At 70.6% G+C, this 25,373-nt stretch carries 20 protein-coding genes; 11 read left to right on the top strand and 9 right to left on the bottom strand.

Annotated features, from left to right (window positions below):
- Positions 1-10 precede the first annotated feature (10 nt).
- From thrC to groL, 4 genes are all read left to right on the top strand, one after another.
- Positions 11-1,273 carry a threonine synthase gene (thrC, locus tag ACQP1V_RS41060; protein WP_433416839.1) on the top strand — a complete coding sequence of 421 codons (1,263 nt, stop codon included), beginning with the start codon at positions 11-13 and terminating at the stop codon, positions 1,271-1,273.
- A gap of 38 nt (positions 1,274-1,311) precedes the next feature.
- Positions 1,312-1,587: a MoaD/ThiS family protein gene (locus tag ACQP1V_RS41055; protein WP_433416836.1), complete on the top strand. Its 276-nt coding sequence runs from the start codon at positions 1,312-1,314 to the stop codon at positions 1,585-1,587.
- Between the two features lie 360 nt (positions 1,588-1,947).
- A complete protein-coding gene (locus ACQP1V_RS41050; RefSeq protein ID WP_067139867.1) occupies positions 1,948-2,151 on the top strand; it encodes a cold-shock protein in 204 nt (67 codons plus the stop codon).
- Between the two features lie 432 nt (positions 2,152-2,583).
- Entirely contained in the window at positions 2,584-4,209 is a 1,626-nt protein-coding gene (gene groL / locus ACQP1V_RS41045; protein WP_433416833.1) for a chaperonin GroEL, read from the top strand.
- 62 nt (positions 4,210-4,271) lie between these two features.
- Here the strand turns inward: groL and ACQP1V_RS41040 are convergent, their stop codons facing one another.
- Both ACQP1V_RS41040 and ACQP1V_RS41035 read right to left on the bottom strand, forming a co-directional pair.
- On the bottom strand, positions 4,272-4,865 hold the full coding sequence (locus ACQP1V_RS41040) for a DUF4190 domain-containing protein (RefSeq protein ID WP_433416830.1): 594 nt from the start codon (positions 4,863-4,865) through the stop codon (positions 4,272-4,274).
- A gap of 382 nt (positions 4,866-5,247) precedes the next feature.
- Positions 5,248-5,493, bottom strand: coding sequence for a transposase (locus ACQP1V_RS41035; protein WP_433416827.1), 246 nt, complete (start codon positions 5,491-5,493; stop codon positions 5,248-5,250).
- A 35-nt stretch (positions 5,494-5,528) separates the two neighbouring features.
- Between ACQP1V_RS41035 and ACQP1V_RS41030 the strand changes: the two genes are divergently transcribed.
- Positions 5,529-6,680, top strand: a complete 1,152-nt coding sequence (locus ACQP1V_RS41030) for an RNA-guided endonuclease InsQ/TnpB family protein (RefSeq protein ID WP_433416824.1) — start codon at positions 5,529-5,531, stop codon at positions 6,678-6,680.
- A 42-nt stretch (positions 6,681-6,722) separates the two neighbouring features.
- Here ACQP1V_RS41030 and ACQP1V_RS41025 read toward each other — a convergent pair whose 3' ends face one another.
- The 5 genes from ACQP1V_RS41025 to ACQP1V_RS41005 form a co-directional block, all read right to left on the bottom strand.
- A complete protein-coding gene (locus ACQP1V_RS41025; protein WP_433416821.1) occupies positions 6,723-7,397 on the bottom strand; it encodes a hypothetical protein in 675 nt (224 codons plus the stop codon).
- A 254-nt stretch (positions 7,398-7,651) separates the two neighbouring features.
- On the bottom strand, positions 7,652-9,673 hold the full coding sequence (locus tag ACQP1V_RS41020) for a HelD family protein (protein ID WP_433416818.1): 2,022 nt from the start codon (positions 9,671-9,673) through the stop codon (positions 7,652-7,654).
- A gap of 462 nt (positions 9,674-10,135) precedes the next feature.
- Complete coding sequence (locus ACQP1V_RS41015; RefSeq protein WP_387409000.1) at positions 10,136-11,800, bottom strand: DNA repair helicase XPB; 1,665 nt, start codon at positions 11,798-11,800, stop codon at positions 10,136-10,138.
- Positions 11,801-12,092: 292 nt separating this feature from the next.
- Complete coding sequence (locus ACQP1V_RS41010; RefSeq protein WP_387409001.1) at positions 12,093-12,596, bottom strand: hypothetical protein; 504 nt, start codon at positions 12,594-12,596, stop codon at positions 12,093-12,095.
- 199 nt (positions 12,597-12,795) lie between these two features.
- Positions 12,796-15,225: a helicase-associated domain-containing protein gene (locus ACQP1V_RS41005; protein ID WP_433416814.1), complete on the bottom strand. Its 2,430-nt coding sequence runs from the start codon at positions 15,223-15,225 to the stop codon at positions 12,796-12,798.
- A gap of 240 nt (positions 15,226-15,465) precedes the next feature.
- On the opposite strand from ACQP1V_RS41005, the gene ACQP1V_RS41000 reads away from it, so the two are divergent.
- Both ACQP1V_RS41000 and ACQP1V_RS40995 read left to right on the top strand, forming a co-directional pair.
- Positions 15,466-16,080 (top strand): HAD family hydrolase, encoded by a 615-nt coding sequence (locus ACQP1V_RS41000; RefSeq protein ID WP_433416811.1) that lies wholly within the window; start codon positions 15,466-15,468, stop codon positions 16,078-16,080.
- 89 nt (positions 16,081-16,169) lie between these two features.
- A complete protein-coding gene (locus ACQP1V_RS40995) occupies positions 16,170-16,568 on the top strand; it encodes a cold-shock protein (RefSeq protein ID WP_433416808.1) in 399 nt (132 codons plus the stop codon).
- 78 nt (positions 16,569-16,646) lie between these two features.
- Here the strand turns inward: ACQP1V_RS40995 and ACQP1V_RS40990 are convergent, their stop codons facing one another.
- Complete coding sequence (locus ACQP1V_RS40990) at positions 16,647-18,380, bottom strand: MFS transporter (RefSeq protein WP_433416805.1); 1,734 nt, start codon at positions 18,378-18,380, stop codon at positions 16,647-16,649.
- 89 nt (positions 18,381-18,469) lie between these two features.
- Between ACQP1V_RS40990 and ACQP1V_RS40985 the strand changes: the two genes are divergently transcribed.
- Positions 18,470-19,336 carry a DUF3027 domain-containing protein gene (locus ACQP1V_RS40985; protein WP_433416802.1) on the top strand — a complete coding sequence of 289 codons (867 nt, stop codon included), beginning with the start codon at positions 18,470-18,472 and terminating at the stop codon, positions 19,334-19,336.
- Positions 19,337-19,518: 182 nt separating this feature from the next.
- The gene (locus tag ACQP1V_RS40980) at positions 19,519-22,611 is read left to right on the top strand and encodes a sacsin N-terminal ATP-binding-like domain-containing protein (protein WP_433416799.1); all 3,093 of its coding nucleotides are present in this window, start codon (positions 19,519-19,521) and stop codon (positions 22,609-22,611) included.
- A gap of 50 nt (positions 22,612-22,661) precedes the next feature.
- On the opposite strand, the gene ACQP1V_RS40975 is transcribed toward ACQP1V_RS40980, so the two are convergent.
- A complete protein-coding gene (locus ACQP1V_RS40975; protein WP_433416797.1) occupies positions 22,662-22,877 on the bottom strand; it encodes a DUF2530 domain-containing protein in 216 nt (71 codons plus the stop codon).
- A 167-nt stretch (positions 22,878-23,044) separates the two neighbouring features.
- On the opposite strand from ACQP1V_RS40975, the gene ACQP1V_RS40970 reads away from it, so the two are divergent.
- Both ACQP1V_RS40970 and ACQP1V_RS40965 read left to right on the top strand, forming a co-directional pair.
- The gene (locus ACQP1V_RS40970) at positions 23,045-23,572 is read left to right on the top strand and encodes a GNAT family N-acetyltransferase (protein ID WP_432868630.1); all 528 of its coding nucleotides are present in this window, start codon (positions 23,045-23,047) and stop codon (positions 23,570-23,572) included.
- Positions 23,573-23,758: 186 nt separating this feature from the next.
- Complete coding sequence (locus ACQP1V_RS40965; RefSeq protein WP_433426116.1) at positions 23,759-25,237, top strand: NCS2 family permease; 1,479 nt, start codon at positions 23,759-23,761, stop codon at positions 25,235-25,237.
- The last annotated feature ends 136 nt before the right edge of the window (positions 25,238-25,373 follow it).

The following is a 25,373-nucleotide window of genomic DNA, read 5'->3' as shown; positions in this document are numbered from 1 at the left end:
GCCTCGCTTCATGGCGCTCGCAAGCACTGCAGACACCACTCTCGACTTCGGTCCCGCCTCCGCCCTTTCCTGTCGTGAATGCGGCACCCGCTACGAACTCGGCCCGATCTTCGCCTGTGTCGAGTGTTTCGGGCCGCTTGAGGTGGCCTACGACTTCGGCCCGGTGACCCGCGAGGAGATCGCGGCCGGCCCGGCCAACATCTGGCGATACCGCAAGCTTCTCCCCGTCCCCGTGAACGTCGAGACCCGGCCGAATCTCCAGCCCGGCTGGACCAAGCTGGTCAAGGCCGACACCCTCGCCGGCGAGCTGGGCCTCCGCTCGCTGTACGTCAAGGACGACTCGGGCAACCCCACCCACTCCTTCAAGGACCGGGTGGTGGCGATCGCCCTGGAGGCCGCGCGCAACTTCGGCTTCCACACCCTGTCCTGCTCCTCCACCGGCAACCTCGCCGGAGCGGTCGGCGCCGCGGCGGCCCGCGCCGGGCTCGACTCGTGCGTGTTCATCCCCTCCGACCTCGAAGCGGCCAAGATCACCATGGCCTCCGTTTACGGCGGCCGTCTGGTCGCCATCGACGGCATCTACGACGAGGTCAACCGGTTCTGCTCGGAGCTGATCGGCGACGAGCTCGGCGAGAAGTGGGGCTTCGTCAACGTCAACCTCCGGCCGTACTACGCCGAGGGGTCCAAGACGCTGGCGTACGAGATCGCCGAGCAGCTCGGCTGGCGGATCCCCGACCAGATCGTGGTCCCGGTGGCCTCCGGCTCCCAGCTCACCAAGATCGACAAGGGTTTCCGTGAGCTGATCAAGCTGGGACTGGTCGAGGACAAGCCCTACCGCGTCTTCGGCGCCCAGGCCGAGGGCTGCTCGCCGGTCTCCGGCGCCTACAAGGCCGGACACGACGTGGTCCAGCCGGTCAAGCCGGACACCATCGCCAAGTCGCTGGCGATCGGCAACCCGGCCGACGGGCCGTACGTGCTGGACATCGCGCGGCGCACCGGCGGCGCGGTCGAGGACGTGACCGACGGCCAGGTGGTCGAGGCGATCCGGCTGCTGGCCCGCACCGAGGGCATCTTCGCCGAGACGGCCGGCGGTGTGACCGTCGGCGTGCTGCGCAAGCTCACCGAGAACGGCCTGCTCGACCCCGAGGCCGAGACCGTCGTGCTCAACACCGGCGACGGGCTGAAGACGCTCGACGCCGTCGCGGCCGAGGCCCGGCCCGCCGCGGTCATCCGCCCCTCCCTCGCGGCATTCCGTACGGCTTTCGCCAACTGACCGCGTTTTACCGACGAAGCAACGAAAGCGAGCGAAAAATGAGCGTATCTGTGCGGATTCCGACGATTCTTCGCACGTACACGGGTGGAGCCGCGGAGGTGTCCGGCGAAGGTGGAACCCTTCGCGAGGTGCTGCAGAAGCTCGACGCCGACTATCCCGGCATCGGCGCCCGCATCCTCGACGAATCGGGTAAGATTCGGCGTTTTGTCAACGTTTATGTCGGTGAAGAGGATGTCCGTTTCGTCGAGGGGCTGGACACGGCGACCCCCGACGGCATCCAGATCTCGGTCATCCCCGCGGTCGCCGGCGGCTGACCGCCCGCGCCCTCGCGACACCCACGTGCCAGGCGCGGCACGTGGGTGTTTGCATGTTGACGTGCGGTTCTGGCTAATGGTGCTTAATGTGGACCTTATGGCGATTAGTGCAATTCTCAACTAACCAATGGTTAACCGAATATTGTCCTGATCCCGCTTTGGGCGAACGCCAAGAACGAGTTTGGGGATTGACTCTGTTGCCCTACGGCTTGACACGGGTATGGTCGAGGACGATCGACGTAACCGGGGGCCTCTTCGGTGAAGGCGGTCAGCACTGGTCTCGGTGTCTTCATTGAGATCAGGTGTTATGGATCGCGCGGGAATGGGCGTGATCTCCAGCCCAGCAAGAGGAGTCGGAAAGTGGCGCAGGGCACCGTCAAGTGGTTCAACGCGGACAAGGGCTACGGCTTCATCGCGGTAGACGGTGGTAAGGACGTGTTCGTCCATTACTCGGCAATCGTGATGGACGGGTACAAGGCCCTGGAGCAGGGGCAACGGGTGGAGTTCGACATCACGCAGGGTCAGAAGGGTCCGCAGGCCGAGGCCGTGCGCACCGTCCTTTGATTCGAGGCGGCATCTGGCGGTGCTTCGGCGGAGCACCGGCGTGGGGCCCGGTTCGCGTGGGGCGAGCCGGGCCTTCGCGTGCCCGGCGGCGCGCCCTGCGCGGGGCCTTCGGGTCCCTCGGTGTGATCCTGAAGCCGGCCCTCGCGGTCGTCGTACGACGGTCTCGCGGCTCCGCGTGGTGGGACCGTCCGTACAGGCGGGGTAGATCCATGATGCGCGACGTGCGAAAAAGCGATGCGGCCAGCTCAGGCCCGTTGCAGCTTGCACTCACATGGGTAGAGTGCTAAACAGTTCGTTGGCACTCTGATGTCGAGAGTGACAGAAACACCGGGATCGAGGCGATGGGGTCTGCGAAGGGAATGCGGGCCCGATGCCGTCGCGGGCGTCGGCTCGGTCCTCGCAAGCCACCCTGCAACTGGGAGGTCTAGCCTTATGGCAGCCAAAATGATCGCGTTTGACGAGGACGCCCGGCGCGGTCTCGAGCGCGGTATGAACCAGCTCGCTGACGCCGTGAAGGTGACTCTCGGCCCCAAGGGCCGCAACGTCGTGCTGGAGAAGAAGTGGGGCGCCCCCACGATCACCAACGATGGTGTCTCCATCGCCAAGGAGATCGAGCTCGAGGACCCGTGGGAGAAGATCGGGGCCGAGCTCGTCAAGGAAGTCGCCAAGAAGACCGACGACGTCGCGGGTGACGGCACCACCACCGCCACCGTGCTCGCCCAGGCTCTGGTACGCGAGGGCCTGCGCAACGTCGCCGCCGGCGCCAACCCGATGTCCCTGAAGAAGGGCATCGAGGCCGCCGTCGAGCGCGTCAGCGAGGAGCTCTCCAAGCTGGCCAAGGACGTGGAGACCAAGGAGCAGATCGCCTCCACGGCCACCATTTCCGCCGGCGACGCCCAGATCGGCGAGATGATCGCCGAGGCGATGGACAAGGTCGGCAAGGAAGGCGTCATCACCGTCGAGGAGAGCAACGCCTTCGGCCTCGAGCTTGAGCTCACCGAGGGTATGCGCTTCGACAAGGGCTACATCTCGGGCTACTTCGTCACCGACCCGGAGCGTATGGAGGCGGTCTTCGAGGACGCCTACATCCTCATCGTCAACTCCAAGGTCTCGGCCAACAAGGACATGCTGCCGCTGCTCGACAAGGTCGTGCAGGCCGGCAAGCCGCTGGTCATCATCGCCGAGGACGTCGAGGGCGAGGCCCTGGCCACCCTGGTCGTCAACAAGATCCGCGGCCTGTTCAAGTCCGTGGCCGTCAAGGCTCCCGGCTTCGGTGACCGCCGCAAGGCCATGCTGGGCGACATCGCCATCCTCACCGGTGGCCAGGTCATCAGCGAGGAGGTCGGTCTCAAGCTCGAGAACGCCACCCTCGACCTGCTCGGCAAGGCCCGCAAGGTCGTCATCACCAAGGACGAGACCACGATCGTGGACGGCGCCGGTGACGCCGAGCAGATCGCCGGCCGCGTGAACCAGATCCGCGCCGAGATCGACAACACCGACTCCGACTACGACCGCGAGAAGCTCCAGGAGCGTCTCGCCAAGCTGGCCGGCGGCGTGGCCGTCATCAAGGCCGGCGCGGCGACCGAGGTCGAGCTCAAGGAGCGCAAGCACCGCATCGAGGACGCCGTTCGCAACGCGAAGGCGGCCGTCGAGGAGGGCATTGTCCCCGGCGGTGGCGTGGCCCTGCTGCAGGCCGGCGCCAAGGCGTTCGACAAGCTCGAGCTCAACGGCGACGAGGCCACCGGTGCCGCGATCGTCCGCAAGGCGCTCGAGGAGCCGCTGAAGCAGATCGCCGTGAACGCCGGCCTCGAGGGCGGCGTCGTGGTGGAGAAGGTGCGCAACCTCACCCCGGGTGAGGGCCTCAACGCCGCCACCGGCGAGTACGTCAACATGTTCGAGTCGGGCATCCTCGACCCGGCCAAGGTGACGCGCTCCGCGCTGCAGAACGCCGCCTCCATCGCGGCTCTGTTCCTCACCACCGAGGCCGTCATCGCCGAGAAGCCCGAGAAGACCCCGGCCGCTCCCGCCATGCCCGGCGGCGGCGACATGGACTTCTGAGCCTGCTCGTCCACAGAGAAGGGCGGTTCCCGCAGGGGAGCCGCCCTTCTCTGTGTCATGGGCTAGGTGCCGCTGCTCCCGGGGGCGACCTTCTCGGTGAGCTTGCCGCCCTTCACGTCGACCACGAGGCACTTGACCGAGGGGTCCCGCTTCCAGGAGGAGGCGTCGGGCGGATAGAGGGAGAAGCTGGCGAGCCGGTCGAGCTTCGGGCTGTCCGCCAGGATGCGTGCCAGCCGTTTCTCGCATTCGGACGTCGCCTTGTCGCCCGCCGCGTCCGTGCCCGGCCACGCGTCGACGGACAGGACGAACTGCGTGATCACCTCGGCGTCGTGCGGTTCGGAACACGGCGTGGCGGTGACGGTGTATGAGACCTTGCCGTCGGCGATGCCGTTGAGGCAGTCGCCCTCCCGCAGTTCGGTGACGTCCATGATGCCGCGGCCGGTGATCTCGCCGGAGTCGTCCCGCTTCACCGACGTCATCAGGCCGAGGGCCATGATGAGCGCGAGGAGCAGCACCCACACGCCGGAGACCGCGAGTCCCGCGACGGCGAAACCGCGGCCCTGCTCGCGCCGCTTCTTGATCTGCACCAGGGCGATGACGCCGAGGATGACGGCGATCGGCACGCCGCCGAGGATCCCGAAGACGAGCGACGCCACGGCCAGGCCGTTGGTTTTCGCCGAGGGAGCGCCGCCCGGCGGATAGCCGCCCGGTGGGTACGCCCCGGGGCCGTAAGGGGCGCCGGCGTAGGGCGGCGGGCCGTACGGGCTGGATCCGTAGCCCTGGCCCGGTGCGCCCGGAGGGAGACCGGTGCCGGGCGTCGGAGGATAAGGGGGACCCGAGGCTGGGGGAGGACCCGGGGGAGATTCGTTCACGTGACCCCATGGTGGCCTGCCGTCCTTATCCGCGGCAAGCGGTAAATGTCAGGCATGCGGTCAGGAGGCCTGGTCCACGGCGCCCCTCCCGGGTTCAGCGGTATATAGCGAGGAACCCCGGGCGTTCACGCTCGGGAGGAATCGCTTCCCTCGCCTCGCCCGCACGCTAGTCCGCCGGGTGGCCTGGAGGTGAGATCCCTCCGGGCCACCCGGCACGCTGGTCCGTGCGTTTCTGGTTCTCGATGTACTCCTTGATGATCGACAGTGAACCGTCGCCGCAGGACGCCGCGAAGTGCGACGGTGACCAGAAATGGCCGCCTCCGGCACTTGGTAGGGAAGACCGAATGCGCGTGGAGGCCGTAGACCTGTTGACCGCACTGCGACTCTGCGGATATCCGGATTCGGTTTCCATCACGGCGACATGAACCAACCGATAATGTGTTCGACGTGAAGCTGGTGGTGCAGGTGAGGCTCCTGCCCACGCCGGAGCAGGTGGCGGCGCTGGAGGCGACGCTGCGCGCTTGCAACGACGCGGCGAACTTCGCCTCGGCGACCGCGTTCACGACCGGGGACCGGCGTGAGTACGCGTTGCGCAAGCACACCTATCGCGAGGTGAAAGCACGCGGGCTGGGGGCGCAAGCCGCCCAGCATGTGATCAAGAAGGTCGCCGACGCCTACACCACCCTGAAAGCCAACATCCGGGCGGGGAACCTGGGATCGGAAGGCTGTGCGCGCCGCATCCGGGCCGAGAGTAAACCGGTCGCCTTCCGCGCCGATGCCGCGCAGCCGTTCGACGACCGCTGCCTGTCGTGGGACCACACGGCCCGCACGGTGTCGATCTGGACCACGACAGGCCGGGTGAAGAATGTCGCGTTCGTCGGCTCGCTCGGCCAGCTCAAGATGCTCGCGGTGTACCGGAAAGGTGAGTCCGACCTGGTCTGCCGGGACGGCATGTGGTTTCTGTACGCGACTTGTGAGATCCCTGATGTTCCGGTCACCGAACCGGACGGGTTCATCGGCGTGGATGTGGGGATCGCCAACATCGCCACCACCAGCGACGGCGCCCGCCACTGCGGCAAGGGCCTGAACGCGGTCCGCCACCGCAACCGGGAGCTGCGCCGCCGACTGCAGGCCAAGGCCACCAAATCCGCCAAACGGCTGCTGAAGAAGCGCCGCCGCAGGGAGGCACGGTTCGCCGCCGACACCAACCACACCATCGCCAAGCAGATCGTGACCGAGGCAGAACGCACCGGACGCGGCATCGCCCTGGAAGATCTGGGCGGGATCCGTGACCGGGTACGGCTCCGCAAGCCCCAGCGGGTCACGCTGCATTCGTGGAGTTTCCACCAGCTCGGGTCGTTCATCGCTTACAAGGCGGCCCTGCACGGGGTCGCGGTGATCCATGTGGATCCGGCCTACACCTCCCAGACCTGCTCGGCCTGCGGGCACGTGGACAAGGCCAACCGGCCGAGCCAGGCAACCTTCTCCTGTACGTCGTGCGGCTTCGCTGAGCACGCCGACGTCAACGCAGCCCGCAACATCGCCTCGCGCGGTGTCGCGGGCTGGGCAGTGAGTCACGCTGCCGACGACGCGGCCTGAACCGTCGAAGCCATCGACGGCCAGGAGCTGCAAGCTCGCCCTTCAGGGCCGAGAAGCTGACAACCGGGTCGGCACGGCGGCCGCGCAGACGTCCCACCGTCGCGCCAGCACCTCCGGCACCCGGTCGTTCAGGCGCACCCAATCGGCGACTTCAGGCGACAAGTAGCCGAGCACCCGCAGCACGGTCGCGTGATCTGCGGTGAGATGTCGCCCGTGGATGGGTTCATAGTGCGCGATCCTGGTGCGAAGTAGTCGAACATGGTAGAGATCGCGATGAAGTGCTCCTCGTCTCCCGCTGTAGCCGGGGAACGCCTTGTGTAGCGCGGGGCGCCATAGGCGAGTCTCGTAGTCGTTGCTGTTGGCCAGAAGGTTGACCCAGAAGCCGAACATCAGGGAGGCGATGACATGCCCTGTCGTTGGAGCCGTGCGCGCTCGATCCACATCGGCTTTCGCCGAAGCGATCTTCTGTAGGGCGATGGGATCAAGAAAGAGGTTCGAAGCCGCCCACCAATCGACCCTCTCGAACAATTGCGCCAACTGGCTGTGCAAGGCATTGCGCAGCGCTACCTCCAGGCAATGGAGTGGGCCATGGAACGCGGCGGAGATCTCGATGTTCCATGCGTAGAGTCGGGTTGCTGCTAGAAGATCGTCATCGCATGCTCTGAGATAGGGCCTGAAGCGTTCGGCCGAGAACGCGTTCTGAATTCCGATCGTCACTTTCCGTCTCCCTTCCGTATGCGTCGTGCTACTATCTGTCTCGGAAGCCCCGGGATGTGCCTCTGCTGAGCAAGCGCCCCGGGGCAAGCTTTTTTCTTGCAGGTGCCCCGGATGAGCCTCTGATTCAAGCTCGCCGGGGCAAGCCCTTTCTTGGGGGATCTCGCCGCCCGGGTTCCGTTCTGTGATTTTGCCGCTACATAAAGTTAGCCCCCCGAACGTGCGTTCGGGGGGCTTTTCGGGCATCCGTATGGGGGCTATCCGGCCAGTTCGGCGGGGAGGTCCTTTTCGTGGACGACGGTCAGCGACGTGACGGCGCGGGTGAGGACCACGTACAGCCGGGCCAGGCCGCGCTCCTCGGCCGCGACGATGTCGGCGGGCTCGACGACGACGACGTGGTCGTACTCCAGACCCTTCGCGAGGGTCGCCGGGATGACGAGCAGGCGGTGGTCGCCGGTCGAGTCGGGGCCGAGGACGGCGTGCTCGACGCCCGCCTCGGACAGGGCCGTCGACGTCGCGGGAACGGCGGAGTCGGCCACGATCACGCCGATGGAGCCCGGCTGCGCGAGGGCCCGTTCGGCCGCCTGCACGATCTCGGCGCGCAGGTCGGAGGCCCGCCGTACGGAAAGGGAGCCGGCGCCGGGGCGCAGTGAGCGCGGGACGGCGAGGTCGGGCGCGACGGAGGGGAGCAGGCGCGCGGCGTAGTCGAGCACCTCGCGCGGCACGCGGAAGCCCAGCGTCAGCTCGGTGACCTCGCCCGAGGGCTGGCCCAGGTGGTCGAGCACGTCCTGCCATGAGCGGGCGGACCAGGGGGTGGTGCCCTGGGCGATGTCGCCCAGGATGGTCGCCGCGCCGTTGCGACAGCGCCGCCCGAGGGCGCGCAGCTGCATCGCGGACAGGTCCTGGGCCTCGTCGACCACGACGTGGCCGTGCGAGGGGGTGCGCTCGATGAGGTCGGCCAGCTCGTCGAGGAGGGCGGCGTCCGCCGCCGACCAGCGCGCCGACTTGTACGACCGGTACGGCTTGGGCCAGACCAGCGTCGCCTGCTCCTCCGGCGACAGGTCGGATTTGGCGGCGCGGGCGAGGAACTCGGGGTCGGACAGCAGCCGGAACAGGACCTGCTCGGGCACGAGTTTCGGCCACACCGCGTCCAGGACCTGCTTCACGGGGCGGGAGCGGGCCACGGCGTCCTGGACCCGGTCGTCGGGTGACTCGCCCCGGCGCTCCATCTGCACGAGTACGGCGTTGGCCAGCCGCTGGGCGAGAGCGGCGCGGCCGGGGCCGTACCGGGTGGTGCCGCGCAGCGAGGCGACGATCTCGCGCACCTCGTAGTCGGCCACGCGGTAACGGTTGACGCCCTTGGTGAAGAGCACGCCCTCCTCGGGCTTGTCGACGTGCAGCCAGAGGGCGCGCTTCAGCACGCCGGCCATCCGGGCGTCGCCCTTGATCGCCGCCACGACCGGGTCCTCGGGATGGTCGTGGTCGCCGAGGACGCCCGTCACGGTGGACTGGTCGACCTTCACTTCGCCCAGGGCGGGCAGCACGGAGGAGATGTAGGAGAGGAACGCGCGGTTCGGCCCGACGATCATCACGCCGGACCTGGTCAGCCGCTCGCGGTGGGTGAAGAGCAGGTAGGCCGCGCGGTGCAGGCCGACGGCGGTCTTCCCGGTGCCCGGCGCCCCCTGGACGCAGACGGTCACGCCCAGGTCGGAGCGGACGATCTCGTCCTGGTCCGGCTGGATGGTGGCGACGATGTCGCGCATGGGGCCGGTGCGGGGGCGCTCGATCTCCTCGGTGAGCAGTCTGCTCTGCCCCAGCTCGCGCCCGTCGAGGGTTTCGTCCTCGTACGCGGTGAGCGAGCCGCCCTGGTAGCCGAAGCGGCGGCGCAGCGCGACGCCCATCGAGTCGGCCGGGCTGGCCTGGTAGAACGCGCGGGAGACCGGAGCGCGCCAGTCGATCACGAGGGCCCGGCTGTCGTCGTCGTGGACGTGCCGGCGGCCGACGTAGATGGTGTCGGGGAGGTCGTCGGCCGCCGAGCGGTTGAGCCGTCCGAAGAAGAGCGGGGTGTCGGGGTGGTCGGCGAGGGCGGCGACCCGCTGGTCGAGCAGCGCCTGGAGGACCTGCTGCGAGACCCAGTCGCCGGCCGCGTCGGCGGAGAGCGACGCCGCGTGGTCGCGCATCCTCCGCAGCGCGGTACGGGAGAGGGCCAGATGGGCGCGTTCGGCGGCGAGTACGTCATCCGGCGTGGATATGTCAGGGGCGAGCTGGTGTCCGGGCATGCGAAACTCCTCGCGGGTCGGTGGTGGTTCGCCGGATGGTGACGGCGGGTAGCGAAACGCAGAAGTCTACCGGCGCCGGAATGGGCCCCCAACCGGTTTTCCCGGCCTCGGACCGGCCGTGTCGGCGCTCTCGAACGCCATTCGCGATGATCTCCTGGTAATCACCTCGATACGGTGCGAAATCGAATAAACCGACACGGCATCAATGCCGAAAAATCCCCGCAAATCGCGTGTCTTGAGCCAATGACGGGGTATGCCGCGACCGGTTGTGATGGGCACTGGTCGGCGTTGCGAGGGGGTGATGCGGTTGTCTCGAGCCCGCGGTCTTTCCTGGACCTAGGTCGTGTCTGTCAGACGCTTCCTAGGCCGTTACACAGCGCGACCGGACCGGGCCGACCCGGACCGGATCGTGAACGCAGGGGACGGCCGTGCCGTCCCACGCCGAGGAACTCCCGGCAAGGGTCACCTCGCCGGGTCCTCCTCCCCCTCGGCCAGCACCTCGTCAGCGTCGATGATCTGGTACGAGTACCCCTGCTCGGCGAGGAAGCGCTGCCGGTGGGCGGCGAAGTCCTGGTCGACGGTGTCGCGGCTGACCACGGAGTAGAACCGGGCGCCGCCGCCGTCGGCCTTCGGCCGGAGCACGCGGCCGAGCCGCTGCGCCTCCTCCTGCCGCGACCCGAAGGTGCCGGACACCTGGATCGCGATGGACGCCTCAGGCAGGTCGATCGAGAAGTTCGCGACCTTCGAGACGACCAGCACCTGGATCTCCTTGTCGCGGAACGCCTGGAACAGGCGCTCCCGCTCGCGTACCCGCGTCTCTCCCTTGATCACCGGCGCGTCCAGGTGCTCGCCCAGCTCGTCGAGCTGGTCGATGTACTGCCCGATGACGAGGACCTGCTCGCCCGCGTGCCGCCGTACGAGGGCCTCGGCGACGCGGTTCTTGGACGGGGTCGTGGCGCAGAAGCGGTAACGCTCCTCGGCCTCCGACATCGCGTAGGCCAGCCGCTCCTCGTCGCTGAGCGTGACCCGGACCTCGACGCAGTCGGCCGGGGCGATCCAGCCCTGGTTCTCCATCTCCTTCCAGGGCGCGTCGTACCGCTTCGGGCCGATCAGCGAGAACACGTCGCCCTCGCGGCCGTCCTCGCGGACCAGCGTGGCGGTGAGCCCGATTCTGCGGCGGGCCTGCAGGTCGGCGGTCATCCGGAAGATCGGCGCGGGCAGCAGGTGGACCTCGTCGTAGACCACGAGCCCCCAGTCGCGGGCGTCGAACAGCTCCAGGTGCCGGTAGACGCCCTGACGCTTGGTCGTCATGACCTGGTACGTCGCGATGGTGACCGGCCGGATCTCCTTCTTGGTGCCGGTGTACTCGCCGATCTCGTCGGCGGTCAGCGACGTCCGCTTGATCAGCTCCTGCTTCCACTGATGGGCGGAGACCGTGTTGGTGACCAGGATGAGCGTCGTCGCCTGGGCGTGCGCCATCGCCGCCGCGCCGACGATCGTCTTGCCCGCGCCGCAGGGCAGCACGACGACGCCGGAGCCGCCGTGCCAGAAGGCGTCGGCCGCCTCCTGCTGGTACGGCCGGAGCGTCCAGCCGTCCTCGGCGAGCGCGATGGCGTGGTGCTCGCCGTCGACGTAGCCGGCCAGGTCGTCGGCGGGCCAGCCCAGCTTGAGCAGTATCTGCTTGATGTTGCCGCGCTCGGAGGGGTGCACCATGACGGTCTCGGCGTCGATCCGCTCGCCCACCAAGGGCTGCACCTTCTTGGCGCGCAGCACCTCTTCGAGCACCGCCCGGTCGGTGCTGGTCAGCACGAGCCCGTGGGTGGGGTGCTTCTCCAGCCGCAACCGCCCGTAGCGGGCCATCGTCTCGACCACGTCCACCAGGAGCGCGTGCGGGACCGGATAGCGGCTGAACCCGATCAGCGTGTCCACGACCTGCTCGGCGTCGTGCCCGGCCGCGCGCGCGTTCCACAGCGCGAGCGGGGTCACCCGGTAGGTGTGGACGTGCTCGGGGGCGCGCTCCAACTCGGCGAAGGGCGCGATCGCCTTGCGGCACTCGGCCGCCCGCTCGTGGTCGACTTCGAGCAGCAGCGTCTTGTCCGACTGAACGATCAGCGGTCCGTCATTCAATGCCTGCTCCCTTGTCCGGCTACCGCCTATCAAACAAGGGATCGAGCGGAATCACTCCCAGGTTGGCTCAATCGGCCGTGGGTCACGGTGTGTCCCCGCACCCGGGTGGGCGTCATCGGCGCAGCAGTGCGGCCTCGGAAGCCAGCCGTCCGGGTGTGTAGGGCCGGGAGCACCTGCTGCGGATCCGGGAACTCAAGTCGTGGAATGCCGCCCACATTGGCCTTCGGGTCGTGCGCCCTCCGCGAGCAGCGCGTCTGCTGCGCGGTGAAAGGAGTTGTCCCCGGAAGCCGGACTAGTCGAGGTAGCCGTTCACGCCGGCCCAGATGAGCAGGCCGAACCCGATGACGAGCAGGACGACGTTGATGCCGATGGAGATCCACGTCCACTTCAGCATGCGCCGGGACGTGTCCGGCTCGGTGTCGATCTTGCTGAGCGCGACGCCGGACAGGATGGCGCCCGCGATGCCGCCGAGTGAGACGTAGCAGCTCAGCGCCAGCACGATGCTGATGACGAGGGCCACGATCGCGTGAGTGCGCGGGCCCTCCTGCCGGGGCGGGTACCCGTACGGCTGCTGGCCGTAAGGGGGCCCGTACGGCCCGGGGTGGCCCTGGTACCCGTACCCCTGCTGGCCATACGGCTGCTGCCCGTACCCCGGATCCCCGTACGGCTGCTGCCCGTAGGGCCCCTGGCCGTACTGGGAGCCGTACTGCTGGCCGAACTGGGGATCGGCCCCGTACGGATTCTGCGGGCTCTGCCACTCGTTGGGGTTCTGGCCCGGCTGGTCTGGGGTCGTCACCGTCGGTCGATCCTTTGTCGCGTCTCGCCGCAGATTGTCGGACTCCAGAAATATCACGGTATGGCGCTCCCCGTTCCGATGCTGAGGACGGCGTCGAAACGGGGAGCGCGGCGACCGCACGGGGCCGGTCGCCAATCCGGACCCCGTCGGTCAGCCGGATCATCGCCAAATCGGGCATCCGACGGCAACGGATTTAACGTCAGTTCACGTCCGCGATGCCGGTGATGCGGTGCAGCGCGAAGCGGTGGACCGCCGCCCTGGTCTCGTCGTACGCGGTCAGATAGCCGCCCTCCATCCGGGCCGGCTCCAGGATGCGGCTGGTGGCGTGCCCCTGCGAGTCGAGATAGCCGATCCATACCCGCGTCCCCTGGCGGATCGCCTCCTGGAGGGCGGTGATCGTCGCGGTCGAGGGTGAGCGCGGGACCTGCCCGCGAGGCGCGTCCGCCGGCCCGCGGCGGGCGAGGTGGGCGTCGTCTCCGGCCCTGATCGCGCGTACGGCGGCGGCCACGATGTCGGGGTCGGGCGCGGTCGCGGCCCCGCCCCGGGCGAGCGGCTGGCCCTCGGTGCGCCGGGCGTCCGCCCGCGCCACCAGCATGTCTCCCTCCAGGGACTCGGCCACGGGCGCGTAACCCATCGCCCGCAGCGCGTCCACCAGGGTCGCTCGCGACGTCTTGGACGCGAGCACGGTCGGTGCGAGCCTGCGCAGGCGCAGCACCGTCGCGCGCCGGTCGGCCACCACCTCGTCCAGGACCGCCGGGTCGTCGCAGCGGATGTACGCCGAGGCCGTGCCGACCCGGATCCGGCCGTGCCTGCGCGCCACGTCGGTGATCAGATAGCGCAGCGGCTGCGGCACCGGCGTGGTCGAATGCCGCTCAAGCGTCGCGAGGAGTTCGTCGGCCGACTGGCCCGCGTCGAGCGACCGGCGGATCGACCCCTCGCTGAATCGGTAGACGGTCGCGCCGCCCTTGGACTCGACGTCCGCCGCCAGTGCGAGCCAGCGGCCGAGGTCGCTGACGAGCGGCCCGGGGGCCACCGCGGTCAGGTCGGCCTGCAGCAGCACCCGGTCCACCGGCGTGGGCAGCAGCGGCGCGAGCAGCTCAGCCGGGCCGGCTCCGGCGCCGCCTTCCCCGGCCCCGTACGGAGGGAAGGCGCGCAGCAGCGCGCGGCCGTGGCCGGACAGGACGCCGAGCCCGGTGACGCCGATGTGCTCGGCCTCGCGCAGCGCGAACTCGGCCAGCCGGTCGCGCTGCGCGACCCGGCGGCGCGGCTGCTCCCAGGCGAGGCGGCCGATCACCGACGCCGCCGTGGGCGCGATGCCCGGGCCGGCCGCGGCGAGCACCGACAGCGTGCGCAGGCGCACCTCGGAGGCGGCCGACCGGCGCAGGTCCGGGTGCAGCGCGTTGATCGGCCGGTCGCGCTCGTCCCGCTCGCCGATGAGGCCGGGGGCGCGGTCCATGCCCGCCCAGGCGGACACGAGCACGGCCCATCTGTCCTCGGTCGCTTTGATCCGCCACGCGTCGTACGCGGAGGTGGGCAGCCACTCGCCGTCGACCGATCCGCCGGAGGAGACGAGCCCGGCCGCGTGCGCGACCTCCACCACGAGTCCGGCCGTCCATTCGGGCAGGTCAAGGAGCTGCGCCGTCCGTTTCAGATCCCGTACGGCGAGGCCGCCCGCGCGCAGGACGCCCGGCGGATCGTGACTCCAGAGCTCGCACAGCTCCTCGACGGTGCGGACGAAGGTGAACGCCTGACCGGCGGCGGTCCGGTCGGCCAGCGCCTGGTCGCGGGCGACGCCGTCGATCTCGGGCGGCCCGGGGGACAGGTCCCGGTGGAGGCGACCCTCGCGCAGGACCAGCGCCACCTCGCGCGGCAGGGCGACGGTCTCTTCGCCGGTCGCCCCCAGGAGGCCGCGGGCGAGCAGCTCCTCGATCGGCGACCGCGCGGTGGCCGTGCGGATCTCGCGCCTGGCCCCCGCGACCCGGCCGCTCGGCGGGCCCCAGGCCAGCTCGTCCAGCGCCGCCCGCGCCTGCGGGGACACCTCGGCGACCAGCCGCTCGACGGTGCCGGGCTCGGCGAGCAGCGCCGCCAGCCGTCGTACCGGAGGATCGGCCGCTTCTCCCGGGGCGATGTCGGCGAGCAGGGCGGTGAGGGCCTCGGGCGGGTGGTGCCGGAACACCTGGGTGGCGGGCGGCCCGAGACCCGCCGGCGGGTCGAGGGCTTCGGTGACCCCCGGCGCGGGCAGCAGCGCCTCGTCCGGGCCGAAGATCAGGCAGGCCGTACGCAGCCGGTCCACCGCGTCCCGGAGCGCGGCGTCCAGCGCCTGGGCCCGCCGGCGCTCCTCGGCGCGGCTCCTGTGCGGGAGCGCGCGGGTGAGGAGCGCGCGCAGGTCCCGGTACGCCGCGGGGCCGGGCTGGAGGGTCAGCGTCTCGACCACGGAGAGCGAGAACCGGTCGAGCCGGTCGAGCGCGCGGCCGATCGCGGAGGGGGTGCCGGCGCGTGCCGCCAGCCCCTCGATGTGCGGCGGGACCGGCATCATGAGCTCCGGACGGGCCGCCACCAGGGCGCGGAGCTGCTCGTCCGCGCGGCCGCGCAGCCACGCGGTGAAATCACCGCTCATCCCGTCGCTCATCCTTCTCATCGTAGGAGTACGGATACGAGGGTTTCTCCGGTGCAGGCGGCCGCTCCGAGGGCGGCCGGCCCGGCGGGGATCGCGGCTCCCCGTCGGACGCCGCGCCGGTGCCGGGCCCGTGCCGCCGCCCCGGGCCCCGGGCGGCCGGATCCAGGGCCGCCGCGTCCCCGGCGGGTCCGCCCGTTCGGTGCCGCTATATGCCGATGCGGTGCCGTGTCGGGCTTTGGCATCCTTTATCAGGTGAACTCGGTGGGATTCGACCTTGACCTGACTCTGGCGGACACGCGCGCGGCGATCGCGGCCGTGTACGAGGCGATGCTGCCGAGCCTCGCCTACCCCATCGACGTGGACGTGGTGGTCTCCCGGCTCGGGCCGCCGCTGGAGGTGGAGCTGGCCCACTGGATGCCGGAGGAGGAGGTGCCCGCCGCGGTGGCGCTGTTCCGGGAGCTGTATCCGGAGATCGCGCTGCCCGCCACGGAGCACATGCCCGGGGCGCGCGAGGCACTCGCCGCGGTCCGCCGGGTGGGCGGCCGGATCATCGTGGTCACCGGCAAGAACGTGCGCGACGCCCGGCGCACCGTGGACCTGCTGGGCTTCGACGTGGACGAGGTCGTCGGATCCGTTTTCGGCGCGGACAAGGGACGGGCTCTCGCGAGTTTCGGTGCCGGAGCATATGTTGGAGATCACGTAGCCGACATCGAAGCGGCGCGTGCCGGTGGCGCCACGAGTGTCGCGGTGGCAACCGGGGCGTTCACGGCGGATCAACTAGTCGATCATGGAGCTGACGTGGTGCTGGAGGACCTCACCCACTTCGCCGGGTGGTTCGACTCCTGGACCGCCGTCTCCCCGTTGTAAAACACGGCCGTCAAGGCGATCCACAAGCGCCCTTCGCGGGCATAACCTACATCCATTCCTTTCACGACAGTCTGAACGAGGTCACCCCTGTGCCGAGTGGCAAGGTCAAGTGGTACGACGCCGACAAGGGATTCGGCTTCCTCACCCGCGACGACGGCGGTGAGGTTTTCGTGCATTCATCGGCGCTGCCCAAGGACGTGGACGTCCTCAAACCCGGGCAGAAGGTCGAGTTCGGAGTGGCCGAGGGCCGTCGCGGCCAGCAGGCCCTGTCGGTCCGGGTTCTCGAGCAGCCGCCGACCCTCGCCAGGGCTGTGCGGGCCAAGGGCAAGCGCAAGAAGCCGGACGAGATGGTCGTCATCGTCGAGGACCTGATCAAGTTGCTCGACGACATCTCGACGTCCTATCAGAAGGGGAAGCACCCCGACACCGCGCACGCGAAGAAGGTCGCGAGCGTGCTGCGCGCCGTCGCGGACGACATCGAAGGCTGACCCTCCGCACGCCCCGCCGGGACGCCGCCCTCAGCACGGACTCGAGTGTGGGCCCAAGCATGGGCCCCAAGCACGGGCTCAGTACGGATTCGTCAGGGGCTTGGTGTCGTCCCGCCGGGGCCGCAGCGGCTCGCGCGGGATGACGGGGGTGACGTCGGGGTCCTGGTGCGGTGTCCACACCGGCCCCTGCGGCGTCTCGCCGTCCTGCGGGATCGTCGCACCGTCGCCCTGACCGTCGCCTTCACGACCGGCCGTCGCGGCCTCGCCGTCCGGCTCCGCCGGCGGCGTCCCGCCGGGCTCGGGGGCCTGCCGCGCGACGGCGGCGAGCCGGCTGCGCCGCCGTACGAGGAGCCAGACGAACGTGGCGGCGAGCGCGGCGGAGACCACGGCGAGCCCGGCCGGGCCGTGCGCGGACAGCGACATCACCAGGCCGACCAGGCCGCCGAACACCCAGGCGATCTGGAGCAGCGCCTCGGTGATGCCGAACGTGGAGGATCGCACCTCCTCGGCGACCTCCCGCTGCACGATCGCGTCCAGCGCGAGCTTGCCGAGGCCCTGGGCGAAGGCCGCCACCAGCGCCACGAGCACCGCCGTCCACAGGGTGAAGAAGACCGCGGTGACGACTGTGGCGACGGTGGCCAGGGCGAGCGTGCCGAGCACGATGACCCGAGGGGAACGTGACCGGGTCCACGAGGCGACCACCGCCCCGAGGAAGCCACCTCCGCCGGCCGCGACCGCGAGCAGGCCGAGAGTGATGTGCGGCGCCAGGCCGGGGATCTTGCCGTCCTGCACGAGGAAGAGCAGGAAGAAGACGAGGAACCCGCCCTGCACGCGGATCGCGGTGTTCGCCCACATGGACTCGCCCACCACCGGCCCGAATCGGATCAGCTCGCGCCGGAGCAGCCGTGGCCGGGCCCTCCCCTGAGTGCCGCCCTGACCGTGTTCGCCCGGCCCCCGGTCCGCGCCGTCCGGGCCGTCCGGGCCGTCCGGGCCGTCCGGCGCGTACGGGTCGTCGGGGGAGTCAGGGGTATCGGGAGCGTCGGGGGCCTCGGGGGCGAGGTCGGCTTCGAGATCCGGGGAGTCGACGTGCCGCGGCAGCCGTACCGCGGCGACTCCGGCGGCGAGGAAGAGCGCCGTGGTGGCGCGCAGGACCCAGTCGGCTCCCAGCCAGGCGGTCAGCCCGGTGGAGATCCCGGCCGCCGCACCGGCGGCGACCAGCGCGAACAGCGCCACCCGGGCGTTGGCCGCGACCAGGGTGATGTCGGCGGGCAGCACGCTCGGCATGATCGCCGCCCGCGACACGTTGTACGCCTTCGACAGGACCAGTACGGCGAGGGCGGCCGGAAAGAGCGTGAGCGCGTCGGATGGCCGGATCGCCGCCGCCATGCCCCAGCACAGAAGTCCCCGCGCGAAGAGCGTCCCCGCCATGACGTAGCGGCGGCCGGAGCGGTACCGGTCGAGCACCGGCCCCACGAAGGGCGCGACCACCGTGAACGGGATCATCGTGACCAGCAGGTAGAGCGCGACCTGGCCGCGCGCCTGGCCGACCGGCAGCTTGAAGAACAGCGCCCCCGCCAGCGCCACGGTGACGAGCGCGTCGCCCGCCGAGTGCGTGGAGGTCAGCTCGATCAGGCGGCCGAGCCCGGTACGGCCGGCCCCCTGGGCGTGGGTGAGCCTGCGCGTCGCCCGTCCCAGGCTCCGGGATCCCTGCCCGATTTTCCGTCCCGCGTGCGCGACCGACCGCGCCCCCCGCTGGGAGGCGTCGGCGGTGGCACGCGTCGCGCGACGCAGTCGGTTCCCGGCATTCCCCACGAAGAACGACTCCCTTCCCAGCCTGGGGAATTCCAGTCTTACCCACTGATCAGGGTGTCGTCTGCTCGCGGCGTGGGTGAAAATGGAGTGTGAGTCGCACCCGAACCCGAAGCACCGCAGCGGACCAGGCATGTGTTGCGGCCGTCGAACTGGCCCGAGGGGCCGCCGAGGAAATCGCCCGTCCTCAGGAGGTGGGCGCGCATCTCGGCTTCGACAATGAGGGCGACCGCATCGTCACGCACTACTTCGAGTGTCTTGATCGAGCGTACAAGGGGTGGCGCTGGGCCGTGACCGTCGTGCGCGCGTCGCGGGCGCGTGTCGTGACGGTGAGCGAGACCGTGCTGGTGCCCGGAAAGGGCGCGCTGCTCGCCCCGAACTGGATCCCGTGGAGCCGGCGGCTACGTCCCGGCGACCTCGGCGTGGGCGACCTGCTCCCGGCCGAGGCCGACGACGACCGGCTGGCGCCGGGATTCACCGCCACCGACGACGACTCCGACCGTCAGATGATCTTCGAGTACGGCCTGGGCCGGGCCAGGGTGCTCTCGGCCTTCGGCCGCGACCTCGCGGTGCGCCGCTGGCACACCGGTGACTCGGGCCCGCACAGCCCCATCGCGCACGTGGCGCCGGCCCAGTGCTCCACCTGCGGGTTCTACTGGCCGCTCGCGGGCGCGTTGCGCCTCGGGTTCGGCGTCTGCGCGAACGAGTACGCCCCGGACGACGGGCGCGTGGTCGCCGCGGATCACGGCTGCGGGGCCCACTCCGAGGCCACCAAGGTGCCCTCGATGATCGGCGACCAGCCGCCGCCGATCCTCGACGACCTCGGATACGACCTGCTGCCCGCCGAGGCGGAGGAAGAGGAGGCCGGGGCCGGGGCCCAGGGCGCGCGGCCGGGTGGCCCCGCCGAGTCCGAGGGCTCCGTGGACGAGACCGAGTCCGAGCCTCTCGGCCACTCCTGACCCGGGCCGCTCGGGCCTTCTCCGTTCGCCTCGCGCTGTTCGGGGCCGGGCCACGACGTGGCGTGGTTCGCTGTTGCTCGCCCGCGTTTTCCGCCTGATCGCGACGGTACGTGGAAGTGGGCGCCGGTTGGCTAAGGTACGTCCGGACGTGGCGGCGAGATCTGGACCTGGGGGCTCACGAGATGAACGACTCCTTCGGCACCGCGCGGATGCGCGACACCGTTCTCGCGGCGTGGACGGCCTCTCCCGCCCGGTTCCGCGAGGACGCCAACGCGGAGGAGGATTTCGCGCTCGGCGGCTACCGCGACCGGCTGGTCGTCGAGCTGGCGCAGAACGCGGCGGACGCCGCGCTGCGCGCCGGAGCGCCCGGCCACCTGCGGCTGACCCTGCGCGACGGCGTCCTCTTCGCCGCCAACACGGGAGCCCCGCTGGACGCCGAGGGCGTGGAGGGGCTGTCCACGCTGCGGGTGTCCGGCAAGAAGGACGAGACCGGCGCCGTGGGCCGGTTCGGCGTCGGGTTCGCCGCCGTCGTGTCGGTCTGCGACGCGCCGTCGATCGTCTCGCGGGAGGCCGGCGGCGTCCGCTGGTCCCGTGACGAGACGGCCGCCCTGGTCGCCGCGCGGTCCGAGCTGGCCGCCGAGCTGGCCGGGCGCGAGGGCCACGTCCCGCTGCTCCGGCTGCCCTTCCCCGCCGAGCCGGCCGACGTGCCGGACGGTTTCGACACGCTGGTACGGCTCCCGCTCCGGGACAAGGCGGCAGAGCGGGCCGTCCGGCGCATGCTGCGTGAGGCGGGCCCGGCGCTGCCGCTGGCCATGCAGGCGCTCGCCGTGATCGAGATCGAGCTGGACGGCGAGACCCGGGTGATCTCCGCCGACGGGTGGCACTCCGTCACCGCCTCCGGCTCCTTCGACGCGGCGCAGGTGGCCGAGCTGTTCGCCGACCGGCCGACCGAGGAGCGGTCCCGGCCGTACTGGCAGGTCCGCTGGGCGGTGCCGGTGGCGGCGTCCGGCGAGCCGCGCCCGCTGCCGGAGGACGTGCCGCCCGTCGTCCACGCGCCGACGCCGAGCGACGAGCCGCTCGACCTGCCCGCGCTGCTGATCGCCACGCTGCCGATGGCCACCGACCGGCGGCACGTCGCCTCCGGCCCCCTCACGGACTTCCTGGTCGAGCGGGCGGCCGACGCGTACGTCGAGCTGATGGCGTCGCTGCCGCGCACGCCGCGGCTGCTCGACCTGGTGCCGGGGCTCATCGGCAAGGGCGAGCTGGACGCCCGGATCCGCCGCGCCATCCTGCGGCGCCTGCCGGACGTTCCCCTGCTGCCGGCCGTCTCCGCGCCGGACGAGGAGCCGCGGGACGGCCGGACGGGCGCAGCCGCCCCCGTGCCCCGGACGGAGCTGCCGGACGGACGTTCCGGGTGGCTGGTGGCCGGACGCGAGGCCAGGGTCGTGGCCGGTCCGGCGGAGTTCCTGGACGCGATCGCCGAGATGGTCCCCGGGCTGCTGCCCGCCGGCTGGCCGGCCCGCCACCCCGCCCTGGCGGCCCTCGACGTACGGCGGGTGGAGCTGGCCGACGTGATCGACATGCTCTCCGGCGACGCCGTGAAGGACCGGGAACCCGCGTGGTGGCGGTCGCTGTACGAGGTGCTGCCCGCGGACGACCCGGAGGCGATCGGCGCGGTCCCCGTGCCGCTCGCGGACGGCCGGCTGGTGCGCGGGCCGCGCGGCACGCTGGTCCTGACCGACGGTTCGGCCGCCGGGGCGGGCCCGCTCGACCCGGCCGTCCTGGCGCCGCTCGGCCTGCGCGTCGTGCATCCGGACGCGGCGCACCCGCTGCTGCTGCGGCTGGGGGCGGCCGAGGCGACGCCGCGTACCGTCCTGGAGGACCCGCTCACGCACGCGGCGGTGACCGAGTCGGCGGACAGCGCCGATCCCGAGCCGGTGGCGCAGGCCGTGCTGGCGCTGGTCGAGGCGGCCGGGCTGGCGGCGGGGGAGGCCCCGTGGCTGGCCGGCCTGGCGCTGCGCGGCGCGGACGGCGAGCTGTACCCCGCGGGCGACCTGCTGCTGGCCGACGGCGCGCTGGCCACGCTGATCGACCAGGACGTGCCGTTCGGCGTCGCCGCGCCCGACCTGGTCGAGCGGTACGGCTCGCACGTCCTCGCGGCCACCGGCGTCCTGGACGGGTTCGCCGTGGTCAACGACGCCGACGTGCTGCTCGACCCCGAGGAGTGCGACCACGATCTCGACCGCGAGGACGAGTGGCTGGAGACGGTCCTCGACCTGCTGCCCGAGCTCGACGTGCCGCCCGTGGCCCGCGAGTTCACCGCCGTCCGCGACCTCGAGTACGTCGCGGAGTGGCCGTCGGCGCTCGCCCTCCTGTCCCGGCCGCCGCTGCGCACCGCCCTGCAGCCGCTGCGCGTGCTGGTGTCGGGTGAGGTCGTCGAGGTGCCGTCGTACACCTCGTGGTGGCTGAGCACCCACCCCGTGCTGGACGGCAGGCGGCCGACGTCCCTGCGGCTGCCCGGCGGTGACCCGCTGCTGTTCGGCCTGTACGGCGACGCGCCCGCCGGGGTGGACGAGGTCGCGCTGACCATGATCGGCGTTCGCTCGTCCCTGGCCGAGCTGCTGGCGTCGCACGGAGGCCCGGACGAGCTGCTCGACCTGATGGCCGACCCGTCGATCGAGGTGGACCGCGCGCAGCTCCGCGCCCTGTGGATCGCCCTCGCGGCCGTCGACCCGTCCCGGGTGCGCCCGCCGTCGGCGGTGCGTGCCGTGCTGGAGGGGGAGATCGTGGTCGCGGACGTCGAGGACGGCCGCGTCATCGACGGCACGGGCGACAGCGGGACCGAGAACGCCGGGGAGCCGGTGGTGGTCGAGGCGCCCGACCTGCTCGCTCTGGTGGCGGACCGGCCGCTGGTGCTCGCGCCGTTCGACCTGGCCGAGGCGCTGTCGGAGCTGCTCGACCTGCCGCTGGCGGGCGAGCTGGTGAGCGGCGCGGTCACGTCGTCCGGCGAGGAGCGCCCGGTGCCCCCGGAGGTGCGCTCGCTGCTGCCGACGGCCCCGTCGACGTACGTCGAGCACGGCGAGCTGCTGGTGGACGGCAGGCCGGTGCCGTGGCGCTTCTACGAGGGGAAGGTCCACGCGTCCGGCGTCGAGGGGCTGGCCCGCGGGCTGGCGTGGGCGTCCGGGCAGTGGGGCGATCGGCTCGCGGTCGCCGCGCTCCTGCGCGACCCGGGGCGGGTCCCGCTGCTGCTCGCCGAGGCGGACCTGGACTCCTGAGAACCGGGGGCTGATCTCCGAGCCCGGGGACTCCGGAGGGCCCGGACCGCTCAGGGGCGGTCGCGGCGGTCGCGGCGGCGGATGTAGGCGAGGCCGAAGAGGCCGAGGCCGAACCCCGCCGCGCAGGTCCACAGCCACCGGGTCTCCTCCGGCCGCACGATGAGCAGCACGACCAGCGCGACCAGCCACAGCGCCGTACCGATGAGGATGGTCGCGGTGTCGTTCGTCCTGATCGGCTGGAGGTCCGGCCGGGGCTGCTGGCTCACGGGACCCAAGCTTAAAGCCCCCGCAAATCGCCGGAACAGCGGAGCGGTCCGGATGCCGACGCCGGACGGCCGGCCGGCCCCGGTGACCCGTGAGGGGCGGTAAATCCGTTGCGCGAGAATCGCGGCTCTCGGTAAGCCTGTCCCAGCCGACCATGAGGAGATCACCCATGCTGACCGGAGAGCGCGTACACCTGAGGGCCCTGGAGCCGGCGGACAGCGAGCCGATGTGGCGCTGGTACCACGACCCCGAGGTCGGGCGATGGATGGAGACCGCGCCTCCGATCTCGCTCGCGCAGAACATGAAGCGGGGCGAGGAGCGGCCGCGTAACACCTTCGAGCAGATGCTCCTGGCCATCGAGACCCTGGACGAGCGGAAGCTCATCGGGTACGCCGCTCTCGGCGACACCCACTTCGTGAGCGGCGAGATCACCCTGGAGAGCTTCGCCCTCGGGGAGCGCGACCACTGGGGAGCCGGGTACGCGACCGACGCCCTGCGGGTGATCTGCCGGTACGCCTTCGAGGAGATCGGGCTGAACCGGGTGATGCTCTGGGTGGTCGCGGAGAATGCCGCGGCGGTGCGCCTGTACGAGAGGGTCGGCTTCGTCGTGGAGGGCAGGCGGCGGGAGGCGTTCCGCCGCGGCGGCAAGCGCTACGACTACCTCATGATGGGGCTCCTCGCGCACGAGCTGCGGTAGCGGTAGCGCCTGCGCCAAGGGGGCTGCCGCGAAGGGGAGATCGTTGGTCGCTGTACAGTTCCGAGAACAGGGCATCTCGCCCTAGGCCGTAAAATATGCACAAATCGGTCACGGAACCGTCACACTGATCACCAGACTCTTTTCGCAGGTGACACCACCTGCCACTCTTCGCGCGTGAGTAACAGCATGAATCCTCGGGCCACCGGCTTGCTTGATCGTTTCTTCTTCATATCCGAGCGTGGCTCGACCATCGGCCAGGAGGTGCGCGGCGGTTTCGCCACCTTCTTCACGATGGCGTACATCGTCGTGCTCAACCCCATCATCATCGGCACGGTCGCCGACAAGACCGAGCAGGTGCTCGGGGGTGGCACCCTCCCGCACACGAATCTGCCGATGATCGCGGCGGCGACCGCCTTCGCGGCCGGCATCCTGACGATCGCGATGGGCATCTTCGGCCGGGTGCCGCTGGCCATGGCGACCGGGCTCGGCCTGAACGCGTTCGTGGCCTTCGGCATCGCCACCCACATGACCTGGGCGGACGCGATGGGTCTCGTGGTCCTCGAGGGAATCGTGATCGCGATCCTGGTGCTCACCGGATTCCGGGTCGCCGTCTTCAACGCCATCCCGGCGCAGTTGAAAACGGCGATCAGCGTCGGAATCGGCTTGTTCATCGCGCTGATCGGGTTCGTCGACGCGGGCTTCGTGCGGCGCATCCCCGACGCCTCGGGCACCACCGTCCCCGTGAAGCTGGGCGCGCTCGGCAACGGGTCGCTCACCGGTTGGCCCACGCTGGTCTTCGTCGTCGGCCTGATCGTGACCGCGTTCCTCATCGCCCGCAAGTTCAAGGGCGCCATCCTCATGGGCATCGTCGGCACCACGATCCTGGCGGTCGTCGTCGAGGCGATCGGCAACATCGGTCCGCAGATGGCGCCGGGACAGCCGGTCAACCCGGACGGCTGGGCGCTGATCGTGCCCAAGCTGCCGTCGACCCTTCTGGAGCTGCCGGACCTGTCGCTGCTCGGCCAGTTCAACCTCTTCGGGAGCTTCTCGAAGATCGGCGGTGTCGCGGCGATCCTGCTCGTCTTCACCCTTCTGCTGGCCGACTTCTTCGACACCATGGGCACCGTCGTCGGCGTCGGCCGCCAGGCGGGACTGGTCGCCCCTGACGGCACCATGGAGCGGAGCCGCTCGATCCTGCTGGTCGACTCCCTCGCCGCGGCCGCCGGCGGCGCGGCCAGCGTCTCCTCGAACACCACCTACGTCGAGTCCGCCGCGGGCGTCGGTGAGGGCGCCAGGACCGGTCTGGCCAGCGTGGTCACCGGCTTCCTGTTCCTTCTCGCGATGTTCTTCGCCCCGCTGACCCAGGTTGTGCCGTCCGAGGCCGCGACCCCGGCACTGGTCATCGTCGGCTTCCTGATGATGACGCAGATCCGGGAGATCGACTTCAGCGACTACGAGATCGCGATCCCGGCGTTCCTGACGATCGTGCTGATCCCGTTCACGTACTCGATCACGGCGGGCATCGGCGCCGGGTTCATCACGTACGTGTTCATCAAGGCGCTGAAGGGCCACGCGCGGCAGATCCACCCGCTGCTCTGGGTCGTCGCCGCGCTGTTCCTCGTGTACTTCACCGTGGAGCCGATCAAGTCCGTCCTCGGTCTCTGATCCTGCCTCACCTCGTCGTACGCTGGCGCCGTACGCACGCGCGACCCCCGCGGGCCTTCCGCGAGGGTCGCGTTTTGCGTTTCTTTGACGAAGATCCGAACCGTGGAATACCGGCAAAGCCGGTATAGTTAGCAAA

The organism is Microtetraspora malaysiensis (assembly GCF_050947145.1).
GTDB classification, from domain to species: Bacteria; Actinomycetota; Actinomycetes; order Streptosporangiales; family Streptosporangiaceae; genus Microtetraspora_A; species Microtetraspora_A malaysiensis.
Note: the sequence above shows the minus strand (reverse complement) of the source record. Positions and strands in the feature narration are given on the sequence as shown.

What these genes read in the sequence shown, in the direction of transcription:
- thrC (WP_433416839.1), top strand. Translation starts at nt 11, where the DNA reads ATGGCGCTCGCAAGCACTGCAGACACCACTCTCGACTTCGGTCCCGCC.
- ACQP1V_RS41055 (WP_433416836.1), top strand. Translation starts at nt 1,312, where the DNA reads ATGAGCGTATCTGTGCGGATTCCGACGATTCTTCGCACGTACACGGGT.
- groL (WP_433416833.1), top strand. Translation starts at nt 2,584, where the DNA reads ATGGCAGCCAAAATGATCGCGTTTGACGAGGACGCCCGGCGCGGTCTC.
- ACQP1V_RS41035 (WP_433416827.1), bottom strand. Translation starts at nt 5,493, where the DNA reads ATGGAAACCGAATCCGGATATCCGCAGAGTCGCAGTGCGGTCAACAGG.
- ACQP1V_RS41020 (WP_433416818.1), bottom strand. Translation starts at nt 9,673, where the DNA reads ATGCCCGGACACCAGCTCGCCCCTGACATATCCACGCCGGATGACGTA.
- ACQP1V_RS41005 (WP_433416814.1), bottom strand. Translation starts at nt 15,225, where the DNA reads ATGAGCGACGGGATGAGCGGTGATTTCACCGCGTGGCTGCGCGGCCGC.
- ACQP1V_RS40980 (WP_433416799.1), top strand. Translation starts at nt 19,519, where the DNA reads ATGAACGACTCCTTCGGCACCGCGCGGATGCGCGACACCGTTCTCGCG.
- ACQP1V_RS40970 (WP_432868630.1), top strand. Translation starts at nt 23,045, where the DNA reads ATGCTGACCGGAGAGCGCGTACACCTGAGGGCCCTGGAGCCGGCGGAC.
- ACQP1V_RS40965 (WP_433426116.1), top strand. Translation starts at nt 23,759, where the DNA reads ATGAATCCTCGGGCCACCGGCTTGCTTGATCGTTTCTTCTTCATATCC.